General features: G+C 57.7%; 20 protein-coding genes. 9 read left to right on the top strand and 11 right to left on the bottom strand.

From position 1 onward, the window contains the following. Positions 1-323: 323 nt before the first annotated feature. The 9 genes from ACTRW9_RS10455 to ACTRW9_RS10415 all read left to right on the top strand — a co-directional run bounded on the left by ACTRW9_RS10455 (position 324) and on the right by ACTRW9_RS10415 (position 13630). Entirely contained in the window at positions 324-2645 is a 2322-nt protein-coding gene (locus tag ACTRW9_RS10455; protein WP_442429284.1) for a TonB-dependent receptor domain-containing protein, read from the top strand. 92 nt (positions 2646-2737) lie between these two features. Continuing rightward, positions 2738-3763 (top strand): 2,3-diaminopropionate biosynthesis protein SbnA, encoded by a 1026-nt coding sequence (gene sbnA, locus ACTRW9_RS10450; RefSeq protein WP_442429283.1) that lies wholly within the window; start codon positions 2738-2740, stop codon positions 3761-3763. Further along, complete coding sequence (sbnB, locus tag ACTRW9_RS10445) at positions 3760-4812, top strand: 2,3-diaminopropionate biosynthesis protein SbnB (RefSeq protein WP_442429282.1); 1053 nt, start codon at positions 3760-3762, stop codon at positions 4810-4812. The genes sbnA and sbnB overlap by 4 nt, the downstream gene beginning before the upstream one ends. After that, the gene (locus ACTRW9_RS10440; protein WP_442429281.1) at positions 4812-6707 is read left to right on the top strand and encodes an IucA/IucC family protein; all 1896 of its coding nucleotides are present in this window, start codon (positions 4812-4814) and stop codon (positions 6705-6707) included. Before sbnB ends, ACTRW9_RS10440 begins: the two co-directional genes overlap by 1 nt. After that, on the top strand, positions 6704-7909 hold the full coding sequence (locus ACTRW9_RS10435) for an MFS transporter (protein ID WP_442429280.1): 1206 nt from the start codon (positions 6704-6706) through the stop codon (positions 7907-7909). The genes ACTRW9_RS10440 and ACTRW9_RS10435 overlap by 4 nt, the downstream gene beginning before the upstream one ends. Next, on the top strand, positions 7906-9711 hold the full coding sequence (locus ACTRW9_RS10430; RefSeq protein WP_442429279.1) for an IucA/IucC family protein: 1806 nt from the start codon (positions 7906-7908) through the stop codon (positions 9709-9711). The genes ACTRW9_RS10435 and ACTRW9_RS10430 overlap by 4 nt, the downstream gene beginning before the upstream one ends. After that, the gene (locus tag ACTRW9_RS10425; protein WP_442429278.1) at positions 9708-11588 is read left to right on the top strand and encodes an IucA/IucC family protein; all 1881 of its coding nucleotides are present in this window, start codon (positions 9708-9710) and stop codon (positions 11586-11588) included. The genes ACTRW9_RS10430 and ACTRW9_RS10425 overlap by 4 nt, the downstream gene beginning before the upstream one ends. Next, the gene (locus tag ACTRW9_RS10420; protein WP_442429277.1) at positions 11582-12364 is read left to right on the top strand and encodes an HpcH/HpaI aldolase family protein; all 783 of its coding nucleotides are present in this window, start codon (positions 11582-11584) and stop codon (positions 12362-12364) included. Before ACTRW9_RS10425 ends, ACTRW9_RS10420 begins: the two co-directional genes overlap by 7 nt. Positions 12365-12376: 12 nt before the next feature. Next, on the top strand, positions 12377-13630 hold the full coding sequence (locus tag ACTRW9_RS10415; RefSeq protein WP_442429276.1) for a type III PLP-dependent enzyme: 1254 nt from the start codon (positions 12377-12379) through the stop codon (positions 13628-13630). 64 nt (positions 13631-13694) lie between these two features. Here ACTRW9_RS10415 and ACTRW9_RS10410 read toward each other — a convergent pair whose 3' ends face one another. The 11 genes from ACTRW9_RS10410 to ACTRW9_RS10360 all read right to left on the bottom strand — a co-directional run bounded on the left by ACTRW9_RS10410 (position 13695) and on the right by ACTRW9_RS10360 (position 24840). Then, positions 13695-15203, bottom strand: a complete 1509-nt coding sequence (locus ACTRW9_RS10410) for a complex I subunit 4 family protein (RefSeq protein WP_442429275.1) — start codon at positions 15201-15203, stop codon at positions 13695-13697. A 120-nt stretch (positions 15204-15323) separates the two neighbouring features. Next, complete coding sequence (locus ACTRW9_RS10405; protein ID WP_442429274.1) at positions 15324-17429, bottom strand: NADH-quinone oxidoreductase subunit 5 family protein; 2106 nt, start codon at positions 17427-17429, stop codon at positions 15324-15326. Positions 17430-17438: 9 nt separating this feature from the next. Next, positions 17439-18908, bottom strand: coding sequence for a complex I subunit 5 family protein (locus ACTRW9_RS10400; RefSeq protein ID WP_442429273.1), 1470 nt, complete (start codon positions 18906-18908; stop codon positions 17439-17441). Beyond that, positions 18905-19282: a cation:proton antiporter subunit C gene (locus tag ACTRW9_RS10395; RefSeq protein WP_442426175.1), complete on the bottom strand. Its 378-nt coding sequence runs from the start codon at positions 19280-19282 to the stop codon at positions 18905-18907. Before ACTRW9_RS10395 ends, ACTRW9_RS10400 begins: the two co-directional genes overlap by 4 nt. Continuing rightward, positions 19275-19727: an MnhB domain-containing protein gene (locus ACTRW9_RS10390; RefSeq protein WP_442426174.1), complete on the bottom strand. Its 453-nt coding sequence runs from the start codon at positions 19725-19727 to the stop codon at positions 19275-19277. The genes ACTRW9_RS10395 and ACTRW9_RS10390 overlap by 8 nt, the downstream gene beginning before the upstream one ends. Beyond that, positions 19724-20254 (bottom strand): DUF4040 domain-containing protein, encoded by a 531-nt coding sequence (locus ACTRW9_RS10385; RefSeq protein WP_442426173.1) that lies wholly within the window; start codon positions 20252-20254, stop codon positions 19724-19726. Before ACTRW9_RS10385 ends, ACTRW9_RS10390 begins: the two co-directional genes overlap by 4 nt. After that, positions 20251-20550 carry a monovalent cation/H(+) antiporter subunit G gene (gene mnhG, locus ACTRW9_RS10380; RefSeq protein ID WP_442426172.1) on the bottom strand — a complete coding sequence of 100 codons (300 nt, stop codon included), beginning with the start codon at positions 20548-20550 and terminating at the stop codon, positions 20251-20253. Before mnhG ends, ACTRW9_RS10385 begins: the two co-directional genes overlap by 4 nt. A gap of 1 nt (position 20551) precedes the next feature. After that, positions 20552-20818: a monovalent cation/H+ antiporter complex subunit F gene (locus ACTRW9_RS10375; protein WP_442426171.1), complete on the bottom strand. Its 267-nt coding sequence runs from the start codon at positions 20816-20818 to the stop codon at positions 20552-20554. Further along, the gene (locus ACTRW9_RS10370) at positions 20815-21321 is read right to left on the bottom strand and encodes a Na+/H+ antiporter subunit E (protein WP_442429272.1); all 507 of its coding nucleotides are present in this window, start codon (positions 21319-21321) and stop codon (positions 20815-20817) included. The genes ACTRW9_RS10375 and ACTRW9_RS10370 overlap by 4 nt, the downstream gene beginning before the upstream one ends. 134 nt (positions 21322-21455) lie before the next feature. Further along, complete coding sequence (locus ACTRW9_RS10365; RefSeq protein ID WP_442429271.1) at positions 21456-24470, bottom strand: DUF2309 domain-containing protein; 3015 nt, start codon at positions 24468-24470, stop codon at positions 21456-21458. Positions 24471-24540: 70 nt separating this feature from the next. After that, positions 24541-24840: a helix-turn-helix transcriptional regulator gene (locus ACTRW9_RS10360; protein ID WP_442429270.1), complete on the bottom strand. Its 300-nt coding sequence runs from the start codon at positions 24838-24840 to the stop codon at positions 24541-24543. Positions 24841-25268: the final 428 nt, after the last annotated feature.

Raw genomic sequence — 25268 nt, 5'->3', positions numbered from 1 at the left:
GACTTAGGGTTTGCACCGCTTCCCACCCATTTATACCCCTGAAAAATCGCCATATAGTTAGAAAAGTTCACATTCCCGAAATTTTTTGCCTTTTCCGTGGTCAGGGGTCCGGGTCTTTCCATCGTTCTATAAACGAGATGCAATAACAGCGGGCACGCAATACAAAATAATGCCGCCCCGATGTCAGGGGGAGGGGTTCTTTTATCGTTTAAATAACGTAAGGCCAATCATTTTCCATTTTGCCGAATTGGAGTTGAACGATGAAAGAACAACCTGGTTTCACGGTGCGATCCCTGGATTGCGCGCCATTCTGGATTAAACTCATGTCCTCACTTTTTCTCGCGGCGTCGATGCTGGTCATGGCGCCGTCGGCCCATTCGCAGAATGCTCCCGGATCCAACCCGGAAGTAGTGTCACCTGCAGGAAGCGGGAAGGTGCAATTCAATATTCCCCCGCAGGATCTGGGGTCTGCCCTGACCCGTTTCGGTGAAACCTCCGATCTCCAGCTCATATATGACTCGGAAATCGCAACCGGTCTGAAAACCAGGGGAGTGCAGGGCGCCTATTCGCCGAAAGAGGCGATGGAAATCCTGCTGGAGGGCACGGGTCTCGACTACCGGTTTGCCAACAGCCGTACGGTGACCGTGACCAGGGTGACCACTCTGGGAAAAGTGGAGGTCTCCGCCACCCGGGGTATCGGCGAACTCATGGATTCGCCCCAGGGAGTGACCATCGTCGACCGTGAGGAGGTGGAAAAGCAGCTGGTTTTCTCCAGTGACCTGGGTGACATGCTTGGCAAGACGGTGCCGGGCCTCGGTACCAGCACCGAGGGGTTGACCGATGTCGGTCAGACCCTTCGCGGGCAGAATATGTATGTCCTGATCGATGGGGTCCCGCAGACCATTCCTCTCCGCAACGGTCAGAGAAACCTGAGGACCATCGATCCGTCGGCCATCGAGCGCATTGAAGTGCTGCGCGGTTCCACCAGTGTTTACGGTCTGGGAGGCACCGGCGGTCTCATCAATATCATCACCAAGAAACCGGGTAAGGGCAAGCCTCAGTTCACCACGGATCTGACGCTGGGCTTCGCACCAGTCAGTGTGGGGCAGAGCCTCCGCAAACGCCTGATGCAGAGCGTGCAGGGCAGTGAAAAAAAATTCGATTACATTTTCAGCGTGACGGCGGAGCAGACAGGCAGCTTTTACGATGGTGACGGGGACCGCATTCCTCCCGATCCCAACGGCCAGGGTGGGCTCGCCGATTCCGACTCCTACAACCTGTTCGGCAAAATGGGTTTTGATGTGGACGAGAACCAGCGGTTCGAATTCTCCCTGAGCCTGTTCAAGATCAAGCAGGATACGGATTTTATTCTGGTAGACGGGGTTACGGGTGTGAAAAAGACCACGGCCGTCGAAGGCTCAACTCCGGGAAAAGACATGGGCACGGAAAACCTGCAGGTCAACCTCAACTACCTGAACAAGGATGTGATGGGAAGCCTGGTCAAGGGCCAGCTCTATTACCGGGATTACTTCACCCGTTTTGGATTTTTCCCAGCGCCCACCTTCGGTTCCGGCGGCCAGAACTCTTTGGACTCTCAACGAATCGGCGGACGGTTGGATGTGGAGACGCCCTTTTCCATGGGCCGCGTGCTTTGGGGATTGGACTTGCTGTATGAAGAAACGGCGCAACCCATGGAAGACGGGCGATTCTTCGTTCCCCAAATGGACCAGATCACCATCGGTCCGTTCCTGCAGACCGAAGTGGTCGTGAATGAAGCTCTGACGCTGCATGGCGGCGCCCGGTTCGAACAGATCCTGTTTGAAGTGGGCGATTACACCACCGTCTACGGAAACAATGTTCAGGGCGGCGACCTGGATTACGAACGCGCGGTGTTCAATGCGGGGGTGACGTATGCCTTTGACCAGACCCTCAGCGTGTTCGCTTCCTTCTCCCAGGGTTTCACGGTGCCCGAAATCGGCCGGGTCCTGCGAAACGCTCCTGCCGGTACTTCCGTGGAGAACATTCGTCCCAAGGCGCAGGTCGTGGACAATTACGAAGTGGGTGTGCGCGGCAACTGGTCCCGGGTACAGGGAGAAATCAGCCTGTTCTACAGCGAATCGGATCTGGGCACCTCTCTCACCAGCCCGGCTTTGCCGAGCGACCCCATTCTGGTTTTGCGTATCCCCGAGCGCGTTTACGGCGTGGAGGCTTCTTTCGACACGCAGCCGGTTGACCGGTGGGAGATGGGGGGCACGCTGACCTTGATGGAAGGCGAACTGGATTCCGATAACAACGGGAATTTTGATTCCTACATGCTGGGCAACCGCATTCCCCCGCTCAAGGTGACCGGTTATGTCGAAAACCAGACCCGCCCCAACTGGCGAAACCGTTTGCAGGTGCTGTATTCCGGCAACCGCGACCGTTTCAATGGGCAGACCGGGTTTGGCAAAGGGACAGTGGGTGACTTTTATGTGGTGGATTTGCTCAGCGTTTACAAGTTCAAGGTAGGCACGTTGAAGGTGGGCATCCGGAACCTGTTGGATGAGCTGTACTTTCCGACCATTTCCCAGATGTACAACTTCAACAACCGCTATTCAGCCGGTATGGGCCGCACCATCAGCGCCACTTATTCGATCAAGTGGTGACCTGGTGAGCACATGGCCTCCGGCGCTTGAGAAAAGGAACCGAAGTAAATAAGCAGTTGGCATTTTTCTTAAGGTCAAGGAGGCCATGTTGAATGGTTCATGAATCCGTTGTCAGTTGTGTGGGCAACACGCCACTGGTTCGTCTGTCCCGGCTCTTTTCGCATCCGGGACTGGATGTGATCGCCAAGCTGGAGCTGCTCAATCCGGGCGGGAGCGTGAAAGACCGCCCCGCCCGTTTTATTGTGGAGCAGGGCCTGCGTGACGGGAGTATCCGTCCGGGCACCCACCTGATTGAAAGTACCTCTGGAAATCTCGGCATTGCCCTGGCCATGAACGCAAAGATCCATGGCCTGGCTTTCACCTGCGTGGTCGATCCGAAGATATCCGAGACCAATCTGCGCATCATCAAACTGCTGGGAGCGCGCATCGACATGGTCGAGGAAAAGGACGACCAGGGTGGCTACCTGAAAAGCCGGATCAAGCGGGTCAAAGCCCTTTTGCAGGAAATCCCCAACAGCATCTGGGTCAACCAGTACGCCAATGAGAACAACCTCCAGTCCCATTACCAGGGGGAGGGGGAGGAGATCATCCGGCAACTGGATGGGCCCATCGACTGCCTCGTAGTCGGGGTCAGCACCAGCGGCACGATCCTGGGGCTGGCCCGGCGCCTTCGAGACAGGTTCCCCAATCTGCGCGTGGTGGCGGTGGATGCGTTCGGTTCGGTCATTTTCGGAACCGAACCCCGACCCCGCCAGCTGCCGGGCATCGGCGCCAGTCGCATTCCGGAGTTGCTCAAACCGGAAGAGATCGACGAAGTCATTCATGTCAGCGACTGGGAGTCCGTCCAGGGGTGCCACGCCCTGTTGGCAAAAGAAGGCATCTTTGCCGGCGGTTCCTCCGGGTCGGTGGTCGCCGCCATTCAAAAACTACTTCCGACCTTTCCCCGTCCCTACCGCGTCTTGACTCTGTTTCCCGATCGCGGTGACCGTTACCTCGACATGGTGTATGACGAATCCTGGGTATCGGGTTTAGGGCGGGAGGTGGCGGACCTCGCTTACTCCCTTCCGGCCAGAGACGTTGTCGGCCTCAACCAATCACTAAAGGTAAATGTGCCATGACCCAAACACAACAAGCAGTCAATGAAGCCGTGGTTGAAAACGCCACACCAAAAGTTCTTTACCTGAGCCGTTCCGACCTGATGACGCTGGGTGGCGGCCATTCTGAAATTTATATGCGGGCGTTGACCCAGGGATTGCTCCTTCACGCGAGAAAGGAGTTTGTCCAGCCGTTGAAGCCCTATCTCCGCTGGCCCGGCGCCGGACATATTGCGGACCGGATCATTGCCATGCCCGGTTACCTGGGCGGCGGCGAGCCGGTTGCGGGAATCAAGTGGGTGGGCAGCCGCCAGCAGAACCCGGGACGCCACCGCCTGGAACGCGCCAGCGCCCTCACCATCCTCAACCATCCGGACACCAATTACCCGATGGCGGTGATGGAAGGCGGCCTGATCAGCGGCATGCGCACAGCGGCGGTGACGGCGGTGGCGGCGCGTTATCTGGCGCGGAAAGGATTTGCCCGCGTCGCCATCATCGGTTGCGGACCCATCGGCCGCATGCAGTTGACGACCTTGCTCGAGCAGTTCCCGTCGATCACCGAGGTGCATTTGTTTGATCTCAACGTGGACGCGGTGCACGCGCTCATCGACCAGGTCGGGGCGGGATACAGCCATGTTCAATTCCACGCAGCGGATTCCGCCGAGGCGGCTGTGCGCAACGGGGAGGTGGTGGCGCCGTGTACCGTCACCGATAAACCTTACATCCCGTTTGAGTGGCTGGCCCGCGGGTCTTTTGTCAGCAATGTCTCGATCATGGATGTGCACAAGGAAGTCTTTTTGCAGGTCGACAAGGTCGTGGTCGATGACTGGGACCAGTGCAATCGCGAAAAGAAGGTCATCAACCAGCTGGTGCTGGAAGGCCGGTTCTCCCGCGAACAGTTGCACGCCGAGCTGGGCGAGATTGTGGACGGCCGGCGACCGGGCCGCGAAACCGACAATGAAATCATCCTGCTCAATCCCATGGGCATGGCTATCGACGACCTGGCCTGCGCGCACGCGCTGTATCAACAGGCGCTTTCAACCGGAACCGGCACCTGGCTGAAACTGTACTGATGATTCGGTTGTCCTTTCTGATGAAGCCCGACTCCGTCCTGCATGGGCTGGTCGATGCGTTGTTGCAGGAAAACCTGTTTGGCGTGATGGATCGCATGGAACTGTCGGGTTCCAGCACGGCAGCAGGCAGGGTTCCCGGTTTCCAGCTGGACGAGGATGAATCCTATATCAGCCTTCCACTTCCCGGGGCAGAGGGCCGGATTGTATTTCGCGCCCGGCGTCATGCCTTTTTGCAACCCTTCCGGTTGAGCCGCCCGCCGGTCCTGCACCTCTCGCCCGGTGACGGTGAGACGGTGTGGCAGGAGCAGACTCCTGAGAAGTTGGTTCTGGCCCTGGCCGCGACGGAGACCCCCGGTGAGGTGGAGTCCTCCTGGCCGAATCTGCCTGCCTTCCTGGAAGACCTGGATTTGTCCATCGAACAAAGTTCATTGTCGATTGCGAAAGCAGGTGCCGTTGAATCCGCGCTTGCGTCCTCCGTCTCTCCCGGCCTCGTGGCCTGGGAACGGTTCGCCGCGTTGGAGGATCGCCCTTTTCACCCCACCGCACGGGCGAAAAGCGGTTGGACTGCGGAGGATTATCGCCACTACAGCGCCGAGTATGGAAACGACTTTTTACTCGCATGGGTTGCGGTTCAACGCGGCTTCATTGAGTCCAGTCCCGCTGCAACAGGAAGCGATCCGTGGGATTCGATTCTCACCGGGGCGGAACGGGAGAAGCTGAAGGAAATGCTGTGTCACGCCGGATTGGCTTTCGATGAATACTGCGTAATGCCGGTGCATCCCTGGCATGCGCAACATGTGTTGCCTGAAGTGCTGGCTTCCGAGTTCGAGCGTGGTGTGTGTGTGCCGCTGGCAGGAAATGCCGGCCGCTTCACAGCCACTTCATCGGTGCGCAGCCTGGCTCCAGCAAATAAGGGAGCGAACCACATCAAACTTCCGATCGGCATTCGTTCGCTTGGCGCCTTGCGCATTTTGCCGCCGCGCTACCTGCACAACGGGGTGCAGGGACAGAAACTGCTGGAGCAGGTCATCGCGCGTTCGGCTCTCGCGGATGGAAGGCTGTACTTGTGTTCCGAGGAAAAATGGTGGTCGCTTTCCACGCCGGAAGACGGGCCGCTGGCGGACCGGCCGGGTCATCTTTCCTGCATGGTGCGCGCTTACCCGCAACAACTCATCGAAAATCCCCGGGTCAGCCTGGTTCCCATGTCGGCCCTCACGGTGGTGACAGGGGAAGGGCGCACGCCTGCAATGGAAAAGTTGTTATCTCAGTGGCCCGTTTCAAACAACGGCGACGAATGGGTGTTGGAGGTGTTCGGCGTTATTTGCAGACAATTGATCGAATTTTCTTTTGTGTGTTTTGGTTTTGGCGTCATGCCGGAAGTGCATGGCCAGAATGTGTTGCTGGTCATTCGGGACGGCGGTCTGGATGGGTTGCTGTTGCGTGATCACGACACCGTGCGCATACACCGTCCCTGGTTGCAGGCCCGCGGCCTGCCGGAACCGGATTATGTGCTCAACCACACGACTCCCAATACCATGATCAATCACAGTCCCGAAGATTTGCTCATGTACTTTCAGACTCTCGGGGTACAGGTGAATCTTTTTGCCATCGTTCATGCTCTGGCGCAGGCGTATCCCGTAACGGAGCGCGATGGCTGGCACGTGATAAAAAACAGCATCGAGTCGGCGCTTGCTGCGCTCGACCTTCCCGCCCCCGCGCGCGATGTATTGGAAAGGGAACTGCTTCAAAATGACACCTGGCCGACGAAACTGTTGCTGACGCCGTTCCTTGCGAGGGAGGCAACGGGCGCGGGCATGCCCAGTGGGCGCGGGCTCATTGCCAATCCGTTGCGCGCTTTGACGGTGGAACCGGCACAGGGGAGAGCGGACTCATGACTGTTGCCGAAGCGGCATGGCGGCGCGATTACCGGTTGCTGTGGAGCGGACAATTCTTCGCGTCTCTGGGTTTGATGGCATTGGTGCCGCTCCTTCCTTTTTATATTCAAACATTGGGCGGGGGGGCTGAGGCGAATCCCGGCTGGACGGCTGTGGCGCTGGCAGCGCCGGCATTCAGCGTGCTGCTGGCGGCGCCTCTATGGGGTTGGCTGGGTGACCGGTTTGGAAGTAAAACGACTGTCACCTGCGCCTTCCTTGGATTTGCCCTCAGCATGCTATGGATGGCTCTGGCGCACACCCCGGTAGAATTTGTTCTCAGCCGTCTGTTGCAGGGTGCGTGCGGCTTGACGGTTTCGATTGCCGCATTCGTCAGCGTTGCGGCACCGGAGGCGGCGCGGGGGCGGGCGTTGGGCGGCCTGCAAAGCGCGACGGCCGCGGGGTGCCTGGCCGGTCCCTTGCTGGGCGGGTTGATGGCGGACCTGTGGAGCCTGCGTCCTTTGCTGGTGTTCACCGGACTGGCTTCTGCAATGGGTGCCTTGCTCGCCGCCCGGGTATTGACGCAACAAACGGTGGAATCGGTCGGGGCGGAACGCCCCCTTCCACGGCAGGCGGTATCTTCATTGTTTCGTGATCCCGGTCCGCGCGCCTTTGTCCTTGCGGGTATCTGCGTTCAGGCCGGTGCCTACGGCCTGGTGAGCATCTTTGCACTTCAGGTTCAGTCTCTGCTGGCCGACCCCTCCTACGCCGCAACCTGGGTCGGGATTCTTTATGCCGCAACCTGGGGTGCGACTTTCCTGAGCTCGCCCTGGTGGGGAAACCGCAACGATCGTACTGCCATGGAATTCAATTTTTCCATCGCCGCCTCCGGGTGCGCACTCAGTATTGCTTTTCAGGCACTCGTGACCGATGTGGAATGGTTCCTGCCATTGCGCATGGTTCAGGGCTTTTTCTTTGCCGCACTGGTGCAAACCATTTATCTGCGGATCAGTCAGGCCGGGGTTCCGGTGAATCAGGGGACTCAAATCGGCGTTGCCAACAGTGTCCTTACGCTGGGACAAATCATAGGGCCGTTGGCAAGTGCCGGGTTATCCACGTTCTTTACATTGCCCACGGCGTTCCTCTTCATGGCAGGACTCATGCTCGTTGCGGCGGGCCTTGTCTGGAGACAGCGTCGTCCGTGGGAAATGGAGTATGTCTCATGAAACCAATAACCGACAATACGGCTCAAGAGTTGGCGGAACGGGCGGCGGTCGAACGCCTGATAAATTGCTACCTGCGCGAAACCGGTACCCATGAACCCCCGTGCGAACCTGATTCCTCCATACTGGATGGGGCTTGCCGGGAGATCCTTCAACGCTTGGCGGCACAAGGGCGGGCGGTGACTTTGCGGCTCGCGGCGACAGACGTTCTGCTGATAGGGGTATGCCGTCATCGCTCCGCCATCGGCCATCACGAGTTTGACGCGCAGTGGTGGTGCCGCATGGGTGAGACCGCTCCCCGGCCGGTTACGGGGGCGGTGGAACTGGCGCGACTGCTGATGTCGGAACTCGCGGGACCCAACCAGGAAGAACGGGTCAACAGTTTGTTGGCCCACATCCAGAACAGTCTCGAAAAGACCACGCACTACGTCGAGATGCGCCTGCGCAACGGGGCGGCGGCCTGGGATCCCAATGCTGAAGATCCTCTTTTGACAGCGGAGCAATCCCTGCTGTTCGGCCACCCGTTTCACCCGACACCGAAGAGTTCGGAAGGGTTCTCCACCCAGGACCTGGCCCGCTATTCACCCGAGTTGGGAGTGACCTTTCGTTTGCATTATTTGGCAGTGGACCCGGCATTTCTGCAGGAGGATTTTTTTCCCGGCGCGGTTGAGGTCGTGATTCCGGAGGCGGTGCGGAAGGAAGCGGATCAGCGCCTGGATGAGCGTTGCAAGGACTGGCCCCTGTTGCCCTGCCACCCCTGGCAGTACGGTTACCTTTGCAATCAAAAGGCGATCCAGGACTTGATGGCCGGGGGGCGTGTGCGGGACCTGGGTGTTCTGGGCGAACCGGTTTTCCCGACTTCCTCCGTTCGCACGGTGCGGGACCCGCAACACGAATACTTTTTCAAACTTCCTTTCAACGTTCGCCTGACCAATTTTTACAGGGTCAATCCGCTGGAGCAGATGCAACGCAGTGTGACGGCCAGCCGGGCGCTTTCGATCTGGACACGGCACAAACCGGTCCGTGGATTTTCGGTGTTGACCGAAGTCGGTTACCGGATGCTTTGCAATCCGGAATGGGATGCGGAGACGCGGGAACAACTGGTGGCGAGTTCCGCCGTTCTGTTTCGTTCCGCCCCAACTGGGCTTCCGTCGCCCATGGTGCTGGCGGGACTGCTGGAACCGGATATCCGGGGCGGGATGCCGGCGATCATGCATTGCGTTCACCGTGCCGCAGGGGGTTGTGGCAGGCCCGTGGATGCGCCCTTTCTCGGCGAGTGGTTGCGGCGTTACATGGAGATCAGCCTGGTGCCGCTGTTGCAATGCTTCGTGCAGGGAGGCATCAGCCTGGAGGCGCACGTGCAGAACACCCTGCTGGCGGTTCGCGACGGTTGGCCGGAACGGTTTTTTGTCCGCGACCTCGAAGGTGCCAGCATCGCCCGGGGCATAGCGGAACGTCATGGACTGTTTTCACACCTGGAAGAAAACAACGCGGCCTTTTACGATGACAGCGAAGCCTGGCACCGTTTTCAATACTACATCCTGGTGAACCATTTCGGTCACTTGATCGCCACGCTCGCGCGTCATGGAGACGTGGGCGAACGTTCATTGTGGGGCGTGGTGGGTTCCACCCTGCGGGATCACCTGGATTTGTTTTCAGGAAAAGGAGAAGCGGATTTTATCCACGATCTGCTCAACAGGGAAACGTTTCCAGGTAAAGCCAACTTCTTGAGCCGCCTGCGCGAACGCGGCGAACGTCCGTTGTACGTCTCTGTGCCCAACCCCATGCAGGAGAATGCGTCATGACCGAGTCCATTTTGAAAACAGGAAACGGTTCCCCATCGACCGTTTCCGCCGACCATGAAGTGGAACGGGCGTTGCGGTCCGAATCCTTCATTCATGTTCGCCGACGCATTTTCCGGCAACTGCTGGAGACGCTGATTTATGAAAAAGTGATCCGGCCCCGATGCAAGGCCGTCGGCGACAGACTGCATTATCAGCTGGACGGATGCGACGCCAACGGCGCCGCCCTGCATTACCGGTTTGAGGGACGGCGGCGCGCCAGCTTCGAACGCATCCGGCTGGATGCCGCGCCGGTGATGCGGTATGCGAAAAGTTCGGTGAACGAGGCGGACTCGCTGGCTGATTTCCTGCTGGAAATCCAGGGCTCCATGAATGTGGACCCGGACCGGCTGACGCAGTTTGTCCATGAGCTGGAACGGACACTATTCAATGACTGCCTGGCCCAGTATGCGCGGCGCCAACAGGCGGTTCCTCTGCGGTCGCTCGGGTTCGATGATGTGGAATCCCTGCTTGCAGACGGTCACCCGTACCACCCCTGTTATAAATCCCGCATCGGATTCGATCATCAGGACAACCTGTCTTACGGCCATGAGTTCGGTCAACCGCTGGAACCGTTGTGGGTGGCGGCGCGTAGCGATCTTCTCCGGGTTCAGGGTTCGGGCGAGGACGGATTTTCAGAGTTCGTCGCCGCGGAACTGGGCGAGACGGTCATGGCGCGCTTCATAAATATGATTGAACAGCAGGGGGGACGGCCTGAGGATTATCATCTGCTGCCCGTTCATCCCTGGCAATGGCGGGAGCAGATCGTGCCCACCTTGTTTCAGGATATCCGCCGAAAAGATCTCATGGTTCTGGGTCCTGCGGAAGACCGTTACCGCGCCCAGCAATCCATCCGAACGCTGACGAATGAAACCCGGCCGGACCGGTGTTACCTGAAACTGGCCCTGGGCATCCTCAACACGTCGACGTCACGGATCCTCGCGCCACATACCGTGCAAAATGCGGCGCCCATTTCCGCCTGGCTGAAGTCCATTGTGGAGCGGGATGATTTTTTGCGTGACGAATTGTGCCCGGTGTTCCTGGCGGAAGTTGAGGGCGCGGTGTATGTGCCCGCGGGTCCGGACTCGGTGCGGAAAAAAGCCTACGGCATGCTCGCCTGCATCTGGAGGGAAAGCCTGCATCCTCACCTCGACGCAGGGGAGGGCGCCATTCCCTTCAATGCGCTGGCTCACCTGGATGCCGATGGCCGGCCCTTCATCGAACCCTGGATCGAGGCGCACGGGCTGGTCCCATGGTTGCGCCGTTTGATGGAGGTGAGTGTGATCCCGGTAATGCACATGTTGTGCGCGCATGGCATTGCGCTCGAGTCGCACGCGCAGAACATGATGCTGATTCACAGAGAGGGTTGGCCCGCCCGGGTGGCGCTGAAGGATTTTCATGACGGCATCCGTTTTGTTCCCGCGTATCTTTCCGACCCGGAAAATCGGCCGGACCTGCTTGCCACACCGGAGGAGCATGCGCGCGTCAACCGCAATTCGTATATCGAAACCGACGACCCGCTGGAGCTTCGCGACTTCGTGCACGATGCGCTCCTGTTCATCAACCTGTCGGAGCTGGCGCTGCTGTTGAGTGAACATTGCGGTCTGGCCGAGGATGCGTTCTGGAGTCTGCTTTCGGATGTGATCCTGGAATACCAGGGCCGCTTTCCGGAGTTGCAACCGGGTTTTGCCTTGTTTGATTTTTTTGCGCCGGAGGTCCGGGTGGAGCAATTGACCTTGCGCCGCCTGTTGCCGGACACCAAAGTGCGGACTCACAGTGTGGCCAATCCGCTTGCAGGCAAAGACCGGGAAACCCGCGTGGGGAGTCGCCTGGCATGCTGAGACGCAATGCATTGAAACAGGCACTGCGTGAAGGAAATCCGGTGGCGGGCCTGTTCTGTTCGACGCCTTCTCCGCTGGTGGTGGAGATGATCGGTTGTGCCGGATTCGACTTCGTGATTCTCGATACCGAGCACGCGCTGGTGAATCCCGAAACGCTGGCGAACATGATCCGGGCGGCCGAATGCGCCGGGATCACGGCGCTGGTACGCGTCCCCGCCGGATCGCCCGATTCCATTTTGCATGTGCTGGATGCCGGGGCGCAGGGTGTCGTGGTGCCCCGCGTGAACCGCGGCGAGGACATCGCGCGCGCGGTGCGGGCCAGCCGTTACCATCCGCACGGGTGCCGCGGTTTGAATGGAGGCCGCCTCGCCGGGTTCGGCAGGATGGACCTGGTCGATTACATTCATGCGGCGAACGAAGAGGTCATGGTGGTCGCCATGATTGAGGATAAGGAAGGCTTGAACAACCTGCCGGAAATCCTCTCCGTGGAAGGGATCGACATGGTGCTGGAAGGCGCGGCGGACCTTTCCCAGTCTCTGGGCATGCCGTGGCAGACGCGCGCAACGGAAGTGAAGCAAGCCCTGGGGGAGATGCATGACGCGACACGTCAACACGGCATCCCGTTTTGTGCCATCCCCCGGGCGCAGGCGGACTTGCCGGTCTGGCTGGACCTGGGCGTGACGGCCTTTGTCCTCGGTGACGAGCGGGGTATCGCCTCACGGGCCTTGCGCGCGGAGCATGATTCCTTTTTGCAGGCAATGAAACCTGATTCGTAAGGAGGCGTGAAGGTGAAACACATCATCGACTACATCAATACCCTCAAGGCGCGGGACAAGAACCCGTGTTGCGCTTACCTTTATGACTTGGACCACCTGCGGCGCCACGCCAGGCAGACCGTGCAAACCCTTCCGGCATCATGCCAGTTGTACTACGCAATCAAGGCCAATTCGGAGGCGAGGATCCTGGAGGAGTTGTCCTCGATAGTGCATGGTTTTGAAGTGGCATCCGGTGGCGAGGTTGAAAAAGTGCGCGCGGTGAACAGGGGGGTGCCGATCATTTTCGGCGGACCGGGTAAAAGCGACGAGGAAATTGTTTGCGCCATCCGCCACCGGGTCAAGCTCCTGCATGTGGAAAGTCTGCACGAACTGCAACGGGTGAATCACCTCGCCAGGCAAATGAACGCCAGGGTTCCAATCTTGCTACGCGTCAACCTGGGTGAGATCCTGCCCTCCGCCACCCTGCACATGGCGGGTGCGCCCACGCAGTTTGGCATTGCCGAGGCCGACATTCCGATGGCGATCGTCCAGGCGCAACAATGCACTCATGTGGATCTGCATGGCTTTCATTTTCATTCCATCTCGAACAATCTGGATGCATCCCGGCATGTTCAACTCATCGGCCATTACATTCACTCCGCGCGCAGGTGGGCGGAATCCTTTTCGATCGACCTGCGCCATCTCAATGTGGGCGGGGGCATCGGGATCAATTACGCGAATCTCGAGGAGCAATTCGACTGGAAGACATTCACTTCGCAACTCGGTGCGTTGATCGAGGAACTGCGTCCCGACTTCACCCTGCTGTTCGAGTGCGGACGCTACCTGAGTGCCGCCTGCGGTTATTATGCGGCGGAAGTACTCGATGTGAAATTGACTCATGGAAAGTGGTTTGCGGTTCTTCGTGGAGGAAGCCATCACTTCCGGTTGCCCAGTTCGTGGAAGCACAACCATCCTTTCCAGGTCATACCTGTCGATGACTGGCCCTTCCCGTTTTCCCGACCGGAGGTGCGCGGCAGCGATCTGACCGTTGCCGGCGAACTCTGCTCGCCGAAGGATCTGCTGGCGCGCGATGTTCCGGTGGAACGGTTGCGCGCGGGCGACATTCTATTGTTTCTCTACGCGGGGGCTTACGGCTGGCACATTTCGCATCATGACTTTCTCAGTCACCCCCATCCGCAGATACATTACCTGCACGAGGCAGCGGCGGTTCGGGACGGGGGAGAAGTACAAGAAGCGGAGGTGGTGGGCACCCCGCAACGCAAATGAATTTGGGGTCCGCCCTCATTCCCCGCCCAACCGCACGTGCCCGGCTTTTTCCCGCGTTGCGGGGTCAGGGTTGGATTTGCAGCAAAGACGTTTCACCCGCCTGCGATTCCAGCGTTTGCTGGATGAGGTGAATCACGCTTGCGTCCATCATCTCCATCAAGGGGGAGGGGTACAACCCAATCCCCAGCACGAGGATGGCCAACGGAATCAGCGTGACCAGTTCCCGGTTTGACAAATCCGGGAGGGCTTTGGCGGCTTCCGTGGAGGGTTCCCCCAGCGCCACCCGTTGCAGCATCCAAAGCATGTAGGAAGCAGCCAGAAGAATGCCGCCGATGGAGATGAAAACCATGGCAAAGCTCACATAGGAAGTCCCTACCAGGACCAAAAACTCCCCAATGAAGTTGCAGGTGCCTGGAAGTCCAAAGGCGGCGACTGAAAAGAGGAAGAACAAGGCCACAAATCGTGGCATGGTTTTGTGCAGGCCGCCGTAATCGGAAATCGCCCGGCTGTGGGTGCGGTCGTACAATTGGCCGACCGCTATGAACAAAGCGGCGGTGGTGATTCCGTGATTGAACATCTGCAGGACGGCCCCCTGGATTCCCTGGCTGTTGAACACGAAAATTCCGAGAGTCACAAAACCCATGTGAGAAACCGAAGAGTAGGCCACGAGTTTTTTGAGGTCGGACTGCGCCAGGGCCATGTACCCTCCATAGATGATGGCTGTGACCGACAGCCACAGAATGTAGGGGGCAAAATCGGCTGAGGCCTCCGGGAACATCGGCAGGCAAAAGCGCAGAAACCCGTATCCGCCCATTTTCAGCAGGACTCCGGCAAGAATCACACTGCCCGCTGTTGGCGCTTCGGAGTGGGCGTCCGGAAGCCACGTATGGAAGGGGACCATCGGCATTTTAATGGCAAAGGCCAGAAAGAACGCGAGGAACAGCCAGAACTGCGTCTTGGAAGAATACGTTTGTTCCGACAACACCAGCAGGTCGTAAGTATGCCCGCCATTCAGGTATAGGCCCAGGATTCCCACGAGCAACAGCAGGCTTCCGGTCAGGCTGTACAAAACGAATTTGAGTCCGGCGGCGATGCGGTTCGGTCCTCCCCAGAGGATGATCATGAAATACATGGGAATCATGGTGAGTTCCCACAACATGAAAAACAGGAACAGGTCCAGGGCGGTGAAGACCACGATCATGGCGCCTTCCACCAGCAGGATCAGCGAGAGGTAGGCGCGCACCCGCGTTGTGATTCCCGTCCACGAACAAAGGATACAGAGCGGGCAGAGCAGGGCGGTGAGCATCACCAGCAGCATGCTGATGCCGTCGACACCCACCGCATACTGGATATTGAAGGTGGGCATCCATTCCATGCGCTCCACGAATTGCATGTTCTTCTGGGTGAAATCAAAGCTCTTCCAGAGTACCAGCGACAGGAAAAACTCTACCAGCGTGACGCTTAAAGCAACTCTTCGAATCCAGTTGGCATCACGTACAAATCCCAGAATGGCAATACCCAGAAATGGAACGGCAATCATCCAGCTGATCAGGTGGTCCATCAAAATGGCCATTTTAGAAACCTCCGCCACAAGGAAGTTGCAAGCCTGTGGATTTTCAAATTAGCGAGAGAGCCCTTTCCGGGGCCGCTCGCAAGCTGTTTGCCTTTTATTGCAGGGACGCACTCCGGGGTTTCATACAGCCAGGAAATACAACAAACCCGTCATGGCCCCCAACCAAAAGATCATCACCAATAATTGCCGCTGGATGGTACGGGATTCCATCTCTTGCAGTAACTGTCCCGTAGCATCGATTTTACCTGCGACTCGTTCCACTCTTTGATCCAGCATGCGAATATCGACAATTCGCCACAGCAGCCTGGCAAAACGCACAGAATAAGTTGCGATGGAATGGATGAATTGATCGATGACCCTTATGTCAACGATCCGCCACAGCAGCCTGGCGAAATACACGGAGAAATACGCAATAGAATGGATAAACTGATCGATGATTTTTACGTCGATCCTCCGCCACAGCCAGTGCGCGAGCCGGATGGTCGGCCTTACCAGATAGGCGTCATAGATTTCATCAAAATACCCCTTATTCCAAAACAGAACATACAGGCGGCGGGTTCTCGCATTTGCTTTGGCGGACTGATGTTGATTTCGCAGCTGCCTTGAACAGGCATGGACCCATCCCGCCACGGCCACCGCAAGAGAAGCAAAAAGCCAAAAAGGGAACCCCTGCCCGGCGGCAACTTCTCCCACTTGGACCGACGGAAAGGCCAACGCCGGAGCAAGGAAGCCGGCGAACCAGCTCCAGGTCAGAATCAACAACCCGCCGCCAATTACCGCAACCAGAAAAAGGCCGGTTAGAACGGGGGCGTTATAAAACCGGGGGCGAACTGTTTGGGGCTCCACTCCATCGGGTCCTGTAGCGGATCCATAAGTTTTTGGCCCGTTGGCGAAAAGCGAGGTGACGCCTTTAAAAATATATTGAGAGGCCACAAACACCGTGATCAGGCCAATGACTTTGAACCCGATCGCAGCGGAAGCAAACCCGCTGACTCCCCAAAGGTTTTCATACGATCCGGAAAACAATACGAACGGCGGGATCAACGCGAGCATTAAAGCCCCGCCATACAAAGTTCCCATTCCTTCCCTGTGGACAGGGTGTTCATGCGTACCGTGCTCAAGGTGTTGCTCCACGGACTGCAATGCGTTGCCGGTGGATAGAAAAAAGAACGCCTTGTAGCATCCGTGGGCGAGAAGATGAAAAATCGCAACCGCAAACGCGCCCAGGCCGCAGGCCATCACCATGAACCCGATCTGGCTGATCGTGGAATAGGCCAGAATCTTTTTGATGTCCGACTGGGTCAGGGAAACGATTCCGGCAAAGACCGCGGTGGCAACGCCAATAACGGCAATGAAGGCCATGGCGGGCGGAGAAAGAACGATCAGCGGACTCAACCGAACCAGCAAAAAAGGACCGGCATTCACCATGGTGGCCGCATGAATGAGCGCCGATACCGGAGTGGGCGCCTCCATGGCAAAGGGCAGCCATACGTGAAACGGAATTTGAGCCGATTTTCCCATCGCCCCCATAAAGAGGAAGAAGGGGATGACCGTTACCGGATGGATGTGCAGTTCCAAATCCATCCACGCCAGTATATTGATGGTATGGTCCTGCATGCCCTCCGCCTGGGCAAGGATGGTCTGGATGTCGAGGGTGCCAAAAGTAAAAAAAGTGAGGATGACGCCGAAGCTGAATCCGACATCTGCAACGGCGTTCACGAGAAACGCTTTGGTGGCGGCGCGGCAGGCGGGAGGCCGTTCTGCGGCGTGAGAAATCAATAAATAGGAACAGATTCCCATCACTTCCCAGCTGACCAGCAACATCAGAAGGTTGCCGCTCATGACCAGCAGGATCATGGAGAAGGTAAACAGCGCAATGACGGCGAAAAAACGGTTGTAGCGGGAATCTCCAATCATGTAACGCGAGGAATACACATGCACAATCGTGCTCACCCCCGTGACCAGGAGCAAAAGCAACACCGTCAGCTGGTCCACAAACAGGTTCAAGTCAATGGTCAGGGCACCGGATTGAAAGAGACGGTATAGAGAAAGGGTGAAGGGTCCATTCCTCATCACCTCGATAAAAGCGGCAACGGATAGTCCGAAGGAAATGGCGATGGCGGGAATCCCGATCCGGTGACTGTTCTCGCCCCAACGGCGTCCTCCCAGCAGAAGAATGAGAGACGCCAGGAGGGGAAGCAAAGGAATGAGAACGAAAAGTGTCATTTTATCCCCTCAAAGACGCGGTGGCAGGGCCTCGTTCAACAGAAGTTGAACGATGGGTGCGCTGAACAAACCCAGAATCAGGATAGCCGCAGACGTCACTCCCAGACTCAGTTTGAATGAGATGGGGACTTCTTTGGATTGAATTTCCAATCGGGTTGAAGACTGGCGAAAAATGCGTTCAAACAGTTTGACGAAATAGGCAAGTGTCAAAAGGGTGGAGAGCAGTACCGCGGCGACGGAAACATAATCGCCCGCTTCCAGTGCTCCCAGAATGATGTACCATTTTCCAAAAAATCCCCCGGTTGGCGGCAGGCCAATCATGCCCATGGCTATGATGATCAAAGAACCGGTGAGCCAGGGAGTTTGTTTTCCAATTCGCCCGAGGTCGTCGATGGTTTTGACTCCATAAAGGAAAAACGCCACGCCGGCCAGAAAAAACAGGGCCGCCTGCATCACGGCATCGTTCATCAAATAAAAGATACCTCCGGCAAATCCCGTTTGGTTGCCCTGCCCGATTCCAATGAGGATGATGCCGATGTGCGAAATCCCGCCATAGGCGAACATCATTTTGAGGTCCCGCTGGGCCAGGGCCAGGCTCGCGCCTATGACCGCCGCCAGGGCCCCGACCACCGCCACCAGCATCAATATCGGGATGGTATTCACAACAATGGATGCATTCAGGACCCAGTAAATGATTCTGATCCAAACCAGCAGCGCTACTTTTGTGACGAGTGGAGCCAGGATGGGGGTGATGGACTCGGGCGCGTAGGTGTAGGCTTCGGGCATCCAGGAATGAAACGGGACCATGGCCATCTTGATACCCAGTCCGATGAACATGAAAAGCAGTCCGCTCACCAGGGCTTTCGAGCTGAGCAACAGCGAAAGCCGTCCGGCCATGTCGGCCATATTCAGTGTGCCGCTCAACGCATAGAAATAACCCACTCCCAACAGATATAGGGAACCGCCCAGGGTTCCCAGAATCAGATAGCGGAAGGAGGCAAACAGCGCTCTTCCCCCGGCGACTCCCACCAGTGCGTAACTTGAGATGGAAGCGACTTCCAGAAACACGAAAATATTGAACAGGTCTCCGGCAAATACAATGCCGGTCAGGGCGGAGACCAGGAGCATGATCATCGTGTAATAATGAACAATGCGGCCCTCCAGAGCCTGCGGGCAAGTGGAACCGGTGAACAACACGCCCAGCAAACCCAGCGCACTCAACAGCACCAAAATGACACTGGCCAGTCCATCCGCCACCCACTCAATGCCGAGAGGCGCCGTCCACCCACTGAACATATACCGGATTTCCCCATGATGGACGACGTTGTGGAGATTCAGGATGGAGATCGGTACCATGGCCGCGAGGACGGATACGGAAATGAACCAGCTCCAATGACGGTGCTTGAGGCAAACCATCGGCATGGAGATGGCCGCGAACAAGGGGAGAAGAAACAGAATTGCTGGAAGTTGGTGGCTCATTCTAGTTTCTCAAGGATTTTTTCTTCGTCCAGGCTTCCATACTTTCGATAAATCGCCGCGCACAAGGCCAATCCCACTCCCTGGATCGCCACGCCAACCACAATGGCCGTCAATGTCAGGACATGAGGCAGCGGGTTCACGTAATCGACTGCCTGCACCGGCTCCGTGACCGACAGGAGAACCGGAGCCGTCGCACCCTTCTTCGCGCTGATGGACACCAGGAAAAAAATCACGCTGGTTTGCACCAGGTACATCCCGATCAGTTTCTTGATGAGGTTGTACCGCGTGATCATGATGAAAAAGCCCCACAGGAAAATAATGACAAACGTTATAAAATTGGGCCGCTGGAAGACGGCAAGCAAGGCGTCAAACATTGATGGAGTCCTCAATGATCTCTTCGGCGGACAGACTGAACACAATGGAAACGGCGGTCACCGCAACATCGATGGCCACGCCGATTTGGGTCAGCACGATTCCCAACGACCTGCGGGAGGCGGTCTCGAGACCCGGAATTTCCAGGTTCGCGTAATTGAGAAACTCTCCACCGCCAATCATGCACAGGCCTCCCACCCCTGCATAAATCAGCATCCCGACGCCGTCCCCGTGCAAAATCTTTTTCGCTAATTCGCTCCGGGAGGCATCATGTCCAAAAATCAGAACCGACAGGATCATCCCCGTGCCCAGGATCACCCCGCCTACAAAACCTCCCCCCGGTCCGTATTGTCCAAAGAACAACACATACAAGCCGAAAATCTGAACCACCGGAATGAGGAACCGTCCCAGGGTCTGAACGATAATGCTGTCATGGGGCCGTATCATTTTGCATGTCTCCTAAGCAGTAAAGCGCAGGCAATGCCCGCCGCAAAAATCACAACGGTTTCGATCATCGTATCGAGCGATCGGTAGTCCATCAGCACCGCCGTCACAACATTCGGGGTGTGGGTGTCCTGATAGCTCTGCTCGATGTACGTCGGTGAAATGTGAACACTCGCCGGAGAATTCGGGTTCCTGAATTGAGGCAGGTCAATCGCGCCGTAAAGCAGAAGAATTCCCAGGAGGGGAAAAACGATCAGCGTGGTTAAAGAAGGGGGAGGGCGGCGAAGCCGGGTGTCTTTGGGCGCGGTGCCGAACAGGGTCAGTAGAAAAAGAACCGTTGCCAGACCGGCCCCCACGACGGCTTCCACGAAGGCGACGTCCACCGCTCCGAGCAATCCCCATACCAGCGACAGGAAAAAACTGTAAGAGCCCAGAAGCAGGACGGCACTCATCAAATCCTTGACCAGGATGGCGCCGGCGGCCGTGGCAATCAGAAGAATGAGCAAAAGGATATCAAATGAATATATCATGAGCTCTCCTTTTTCCAGGGTTTCAAGCCGGACCGGAGAGCCGCGCGGACCGTGGCATGGGCGATGACCGGGTTCTGGATATACAGCAGGGCCAGCACGACCATGATTTTCATCGAGTTTTTGTCCGGCCCTTCATGAAAGGCAATGCCGATCAACACCAGAAACGCCCCCAGGGAATCGGTCAGCGATACGGCGTGTGAACGACTGAACACGTCGGGCAACCGGATCACCCCGATCGCGGCGACGACCAGGAAAAACAATCCCGCTACTATGAAAACGATCGAAAAAATGTCCATGCTACGGAATCCCCCTTTGCTCCAGGTATTTGGCCACGGCCAGCGCACCGACCAGATTCAGCAGAGCGTACCCGGTCGAGATGTCGATGAACATTTCGACCCGTTCCAGATACATCCCGATGACAATGAGCAGAATGATCGCCTTGGTGGAAATGCCGTTGAGGCCCAGCACGCGGTCAAAAATGGTGGGGCCTTGCAGAACGCGGTACAGATACGCGCCAATGAGCACCGCCAGCACCACCAGAACACTGAAAAGAAACGTTGTCATAAGTCAGAATCTTCGTCTTTAAAAATATCTGCGATTTTCGATTCGATTTGCTTGCTTTGAACGTCTTCGGCTAGAACATCATCCATCGCGTGGACAATGAGGTTGTTGCGGTCCACCTCCACCGTAATGGTCCCGGGGGTCAACGTGATGGAGTTACCCAGAAGCACCACCGCGCCGTGGTGACGCAGTTTCGACTCCACGCGAATCAATTGAGGTGAAATGGGAAGCGCGGGGTGCAAAATGAGCCTGGACAAATGAAGGCTGCTTTGAACGATTTTGTAAAACAGCCATGGAAGGTACAGGAGGATTCGGGGCCATATCCGAAATTTCGGGACAAAGGAGGAGTGGCCCGCGTTCACCCAGGCCACGGCCACGGAAAGGACCAGTCCCAATCCAAGGTGAACCCATTCGAAGCTGGCGGACAGCATCACCCAGAACACAAACAGGGCCATGGATTTGAAGAAAAGGAATCCGAATGATATAGGCCTGAGTCGAGATGACATAAAGGTATCCGATGCGTGTATTCCGCCGGGTGTCAGTGTATTCGCTTCATCTTATAAAGAACCAACCGTAGATATAGAGTGAATCGTCTGCGTTCCTGTCAAAGTCCTTGAGCTTGTCTTCAATGGATGTCGAATCAGAGATCGTGTATCGCCTCCCACGTTGCATCCGGATTGTACCGATGAAACTCCTGCGTGTTCGGATCCATGGCCACCAGGTTCAGCCATTGATTGTGAAGCAGCTGCTGAAGGATCGCGTGCTTTTGAATGATCGATGAAATCACGTCCGGCGCCTGTTCGATGATGGCCAGCAGCCGCATCGGTTCATGGTAATGAGCGTCCCCGTTGTTGACGGTTTGCAATGGAAACCCCATCTGCAAATCGCTCTGGGCTCCCAGCATGATCCCCACACCGCCGACGACATTGTGCAGCACCTTGCTGCCGCTTCCATGCTTCCAGGGATCGACCGCGGAAAAATAGTAGCCGGTGTTGATCCACTCGCCGACAATCAGCGGTGCCGTCATGATCTTTTCGAGGATGGCGCCCTGCGGGTCCGCAACCGGATCGTAAGAATGCAGGAAGGCGCGCCCGCCCAGGTCCAGTCCCTTGGTCCGCATTCGCCTTGCAATGATGAACGCGCCATTGCCCGCCAGTCCCCATTCCGGCCGGGGATTCGCCCAGTCGCAACTGCGCGCGTCCACATGATCAAACGCCTGTTCGGGAGAAATCTCCGTCGGCGCACGGGGTATGCGGCGGCATCGCTCCAGCGCCTGCATCGCGCCGGCTTTTTCGAGATCCTCCTGCAACGCCCGCAGGTCGTCCCGGTGCGAACCGGGCAATTCCTCCAGGTCGTAAAACTCGACGCGGTCCGTCGTCGTGTTGTGTTTGCCCGGCAGGAACCACGTGTCATCGGGAACCGGCAATCCCTTTTCCTTCAGGATGCGCCGGACCTCCGGTTCGTTCGCCATCGCCGCAAACACGCGCGCGTTGGCATCGCCCGGCTTTCCGCCGCAGGCCCCGCAATCCAGCGCGCCGTAATAGGGATTGTTGTCCGTCTCACTGCCATGCCCGCAAAGACAAACCAGCCGCGCGAAGTTTCGCGTCAGCCCCATGGCGCGCAACCCGTTTTCGATGAACGTCGCCCGCTCGGTGAGGGAAAACCCCGCGGCCAGCCCGTCCGGGATTCCGTCCCCGGCCACTTCTCCTGCACGCGGGCTTTGGGGATCGGCCGGCGCGGATATCGTGACGCGCGTGGGAACCCGGTACGTCAGCCCCTTCCCGATGGCGGAGGTGAGCGCGCGAAACGATTTGCGAAGCAGGGTCTTGCCCACCAGCCCCAGGCTGAAAAAGAATCCCAGCGCATCGATCACCATCATCGACCCGATGGGATGGTGCTTCATGTCATGAAAGAAATGATGACCCAGCCGGCCCCAGCGGGTATTGGAAGAATACTTTTCCAGCGCCGCGACTTCTCCCGGCCGCGGTGTTTCCATCACCGCATGGTTGGGGGTCAACAGCACCGGGCACAGGGACGCGCGTTGGTCGCAATCGAAAGGCTGGTGATTGATGGGAATGCCAAAGAAACCCGCGAACCCGAACGTTTCGTAAGGACCCTGCGCTTCAACATGGCGGCGGAACGATTCCGAACGCACGTCGATGCAAAACACCAGTTGCGCATGGGGACGCGTTTCCGGTTCGGCCACCGTGCCGCGGTGCCTGGCGATTTTCCCCAGTATGGTCTCGCGAAAAGAATCTTCGTACGCCTCGATCCACACCCGCCCATGCCGATCCGAAGGAAACTCGTCCAGCCACTGCAAAAGCGTCCGGGCGTCGGCCGGGGAAAGGCCGCGAACGTCTTCCGGCGTCAACTCGAGGAACTGCGCCAGGTGGAACAGCCGCCACGCATCCCGGCACAACGTCTCTTTGACCGGGTCGGCGGCGTGCGCATCGTGACCCATCCGCTCGCGGTATTCTTCGGGCCGCTCCTTCCAGTAATCGGTCAGCGCCGCAACCGTGCCATCGATCCCCCATTCCTGCCGGCACCGGTTGTGCACCAGCTCCGCTTCGTAGAACAGGCGCACCGCCAGGTACTGCGTCGTGTCGATGGGGTGTTTCTGTTGCGCGTGGTACGTCGGGTGCTCGCCGAGCCACCGGATGTAGCGCGTCCAGCCCGGCAGCAGCGACAGTTGCCGCGCGAGGTAATCCTTCCACTGCGCTTCGGGAACGTTCAGCCGGTGCAGGCTGGAAAGGATGGCGTCCTCCGCCGCTTCCGGAAGACCGCGCACTTTTCTGGAGAAGTCCTTGATGCCGATCAGCCGCGCCGAAAAATCATCCGGCGCGAGGTCGCGCCAGGCGTGGTAGAACCCTTTTTCCCGGCCGGGCATGGGCCAGCCGGACAACCCTTCATCGAGGAACGCCGCCACCCATTTGATGAGCTGGTTGTTGACTTCCTCGACCACCCCGCTTCCGGCAAGGCGGTCCACCCAGTCGCTCAGGGTGCGTTGCGGCGACAGGGAAATGGATTCGGTTGTTTGTGATTGTGTGTTCCCGGAGGTGGGGGATGCGGCAGGGGAAGATTCAGTTAGCTCGAGGGCGGCGGTGACGCTTTCCCATAACTGTGTCAGGCAGGTTGCCTGCGGATGCGCGCCGGGCGGGCATCCGGTGATGTGTTTTTCGATGATGCGCTGGCGGGAGGCTTCGGGCAGGTCGGCCCGGAATTGCCGGGTGGCCCCGCCTCCGCCCAGCTCCCAATCCAGAAGCGGCGGCGGCAACGCCTCGAAGCCGTACAGCACGTGCAGTTGCCAGACCTCTTCCGGCGCCACCGCGCGCTTTCCTATCTCTAAAGGAACCCGCCCGTCGGCGCGGGGCCCGGCGCGGGAGAACGCGCGCTCGAAACTTTTTTGGGTGATGCGGCCGTTGCGGTGAAACTGTCGGTATTCGTCGTTGGCGAGGTAGCCGTTGCCGCCCAGCAGGTCCCTGCCCTTGCGCACCGCCTCATCGAACGGCAGGTATTCCAGTCCGTGCAGCGGGTTCTGCGCCACCATCGTCCGCATGGGCCAGAACGGGGCGATCGGCTCGCTGGCGTTCAGCACCACCTGCCGCACCTGGTCGCGGATTTCCCGGGAAAGGGACTGCACTGAAATCGTACTCATAGAGAGCGATCCATGGGTTCAGCCTCGTCAAGTTCGTCCCGTGCGGGGATCACACGGTGCGTTCCGTTATTCATTTGTTGATGAGCCGGATCAGGTCATGCACCTCGCGGTGTTTTTCAATGGCATGCCGAAGCGGCTTGTGACTGAAAACCTTGTACACGTTTCTCCTTCCGTCCCGGTGGTGATTCAGGTAGCCGTCCGCCTCCAGTTCGCCGATGATGCGTTGCACGGCGCGTTCGGTGATGCCCACCTCCACCGCGATGTCCCGTATCCGTTCGGACGGGTTTCTGGCCAGGCACAAAAGGACGTGCGCATGGTTGGTCAGAAACGTCCACGACGGAGCGATTATTTTGTTGTCATCTTCCACCACGACCCTGTGCGGCCCCGGCCAGTTCCCCGGGACCCAGCCTGCGGTTTCAGGAATCGAAGAATCTCGATATCAGAATACATGAAATACGATACCTGAAATTCATTTCATAGGTCAACCAAATTAAATAGCCCGCGGGCACAAACCCGTCCCCGGTTGCAGGCCTGAAAGGCGGGGGTGTTCCCCAACCCCGGCCCGCCGTTCGCCATCTTCCAGTTATAGAACGGGTTGCGGTTTTAAACGGGCTGCGCTCTTTAATTAAAATTTGAATATTGGGGGCTTGGGTGAAAGGGTGGAGAGGGGGAAAAGGGGATGGATGGAGCGGGCTACGGTTCTTTTGCCGAATTCGGCATCGCTGATTAATAGTTTAAGTTTTTGCCTGAATTGACATAGCTCAATTTTCCGCTGTAATATTCGGCAAGTCTAAAAAA

The sequence above is a fragment of the Nitrospina sp. 32_T5 genome, assembly GCF_052156635.1.
Taxonomy (GTDB): Bacteria; Nitrospinota; Nitrospinia; order Nitrospinales; family Nitrospinaceae; genus Nitrospina.
This window is presented reverse-complemented; position numbering and strand designations above follow the sequence as displayed.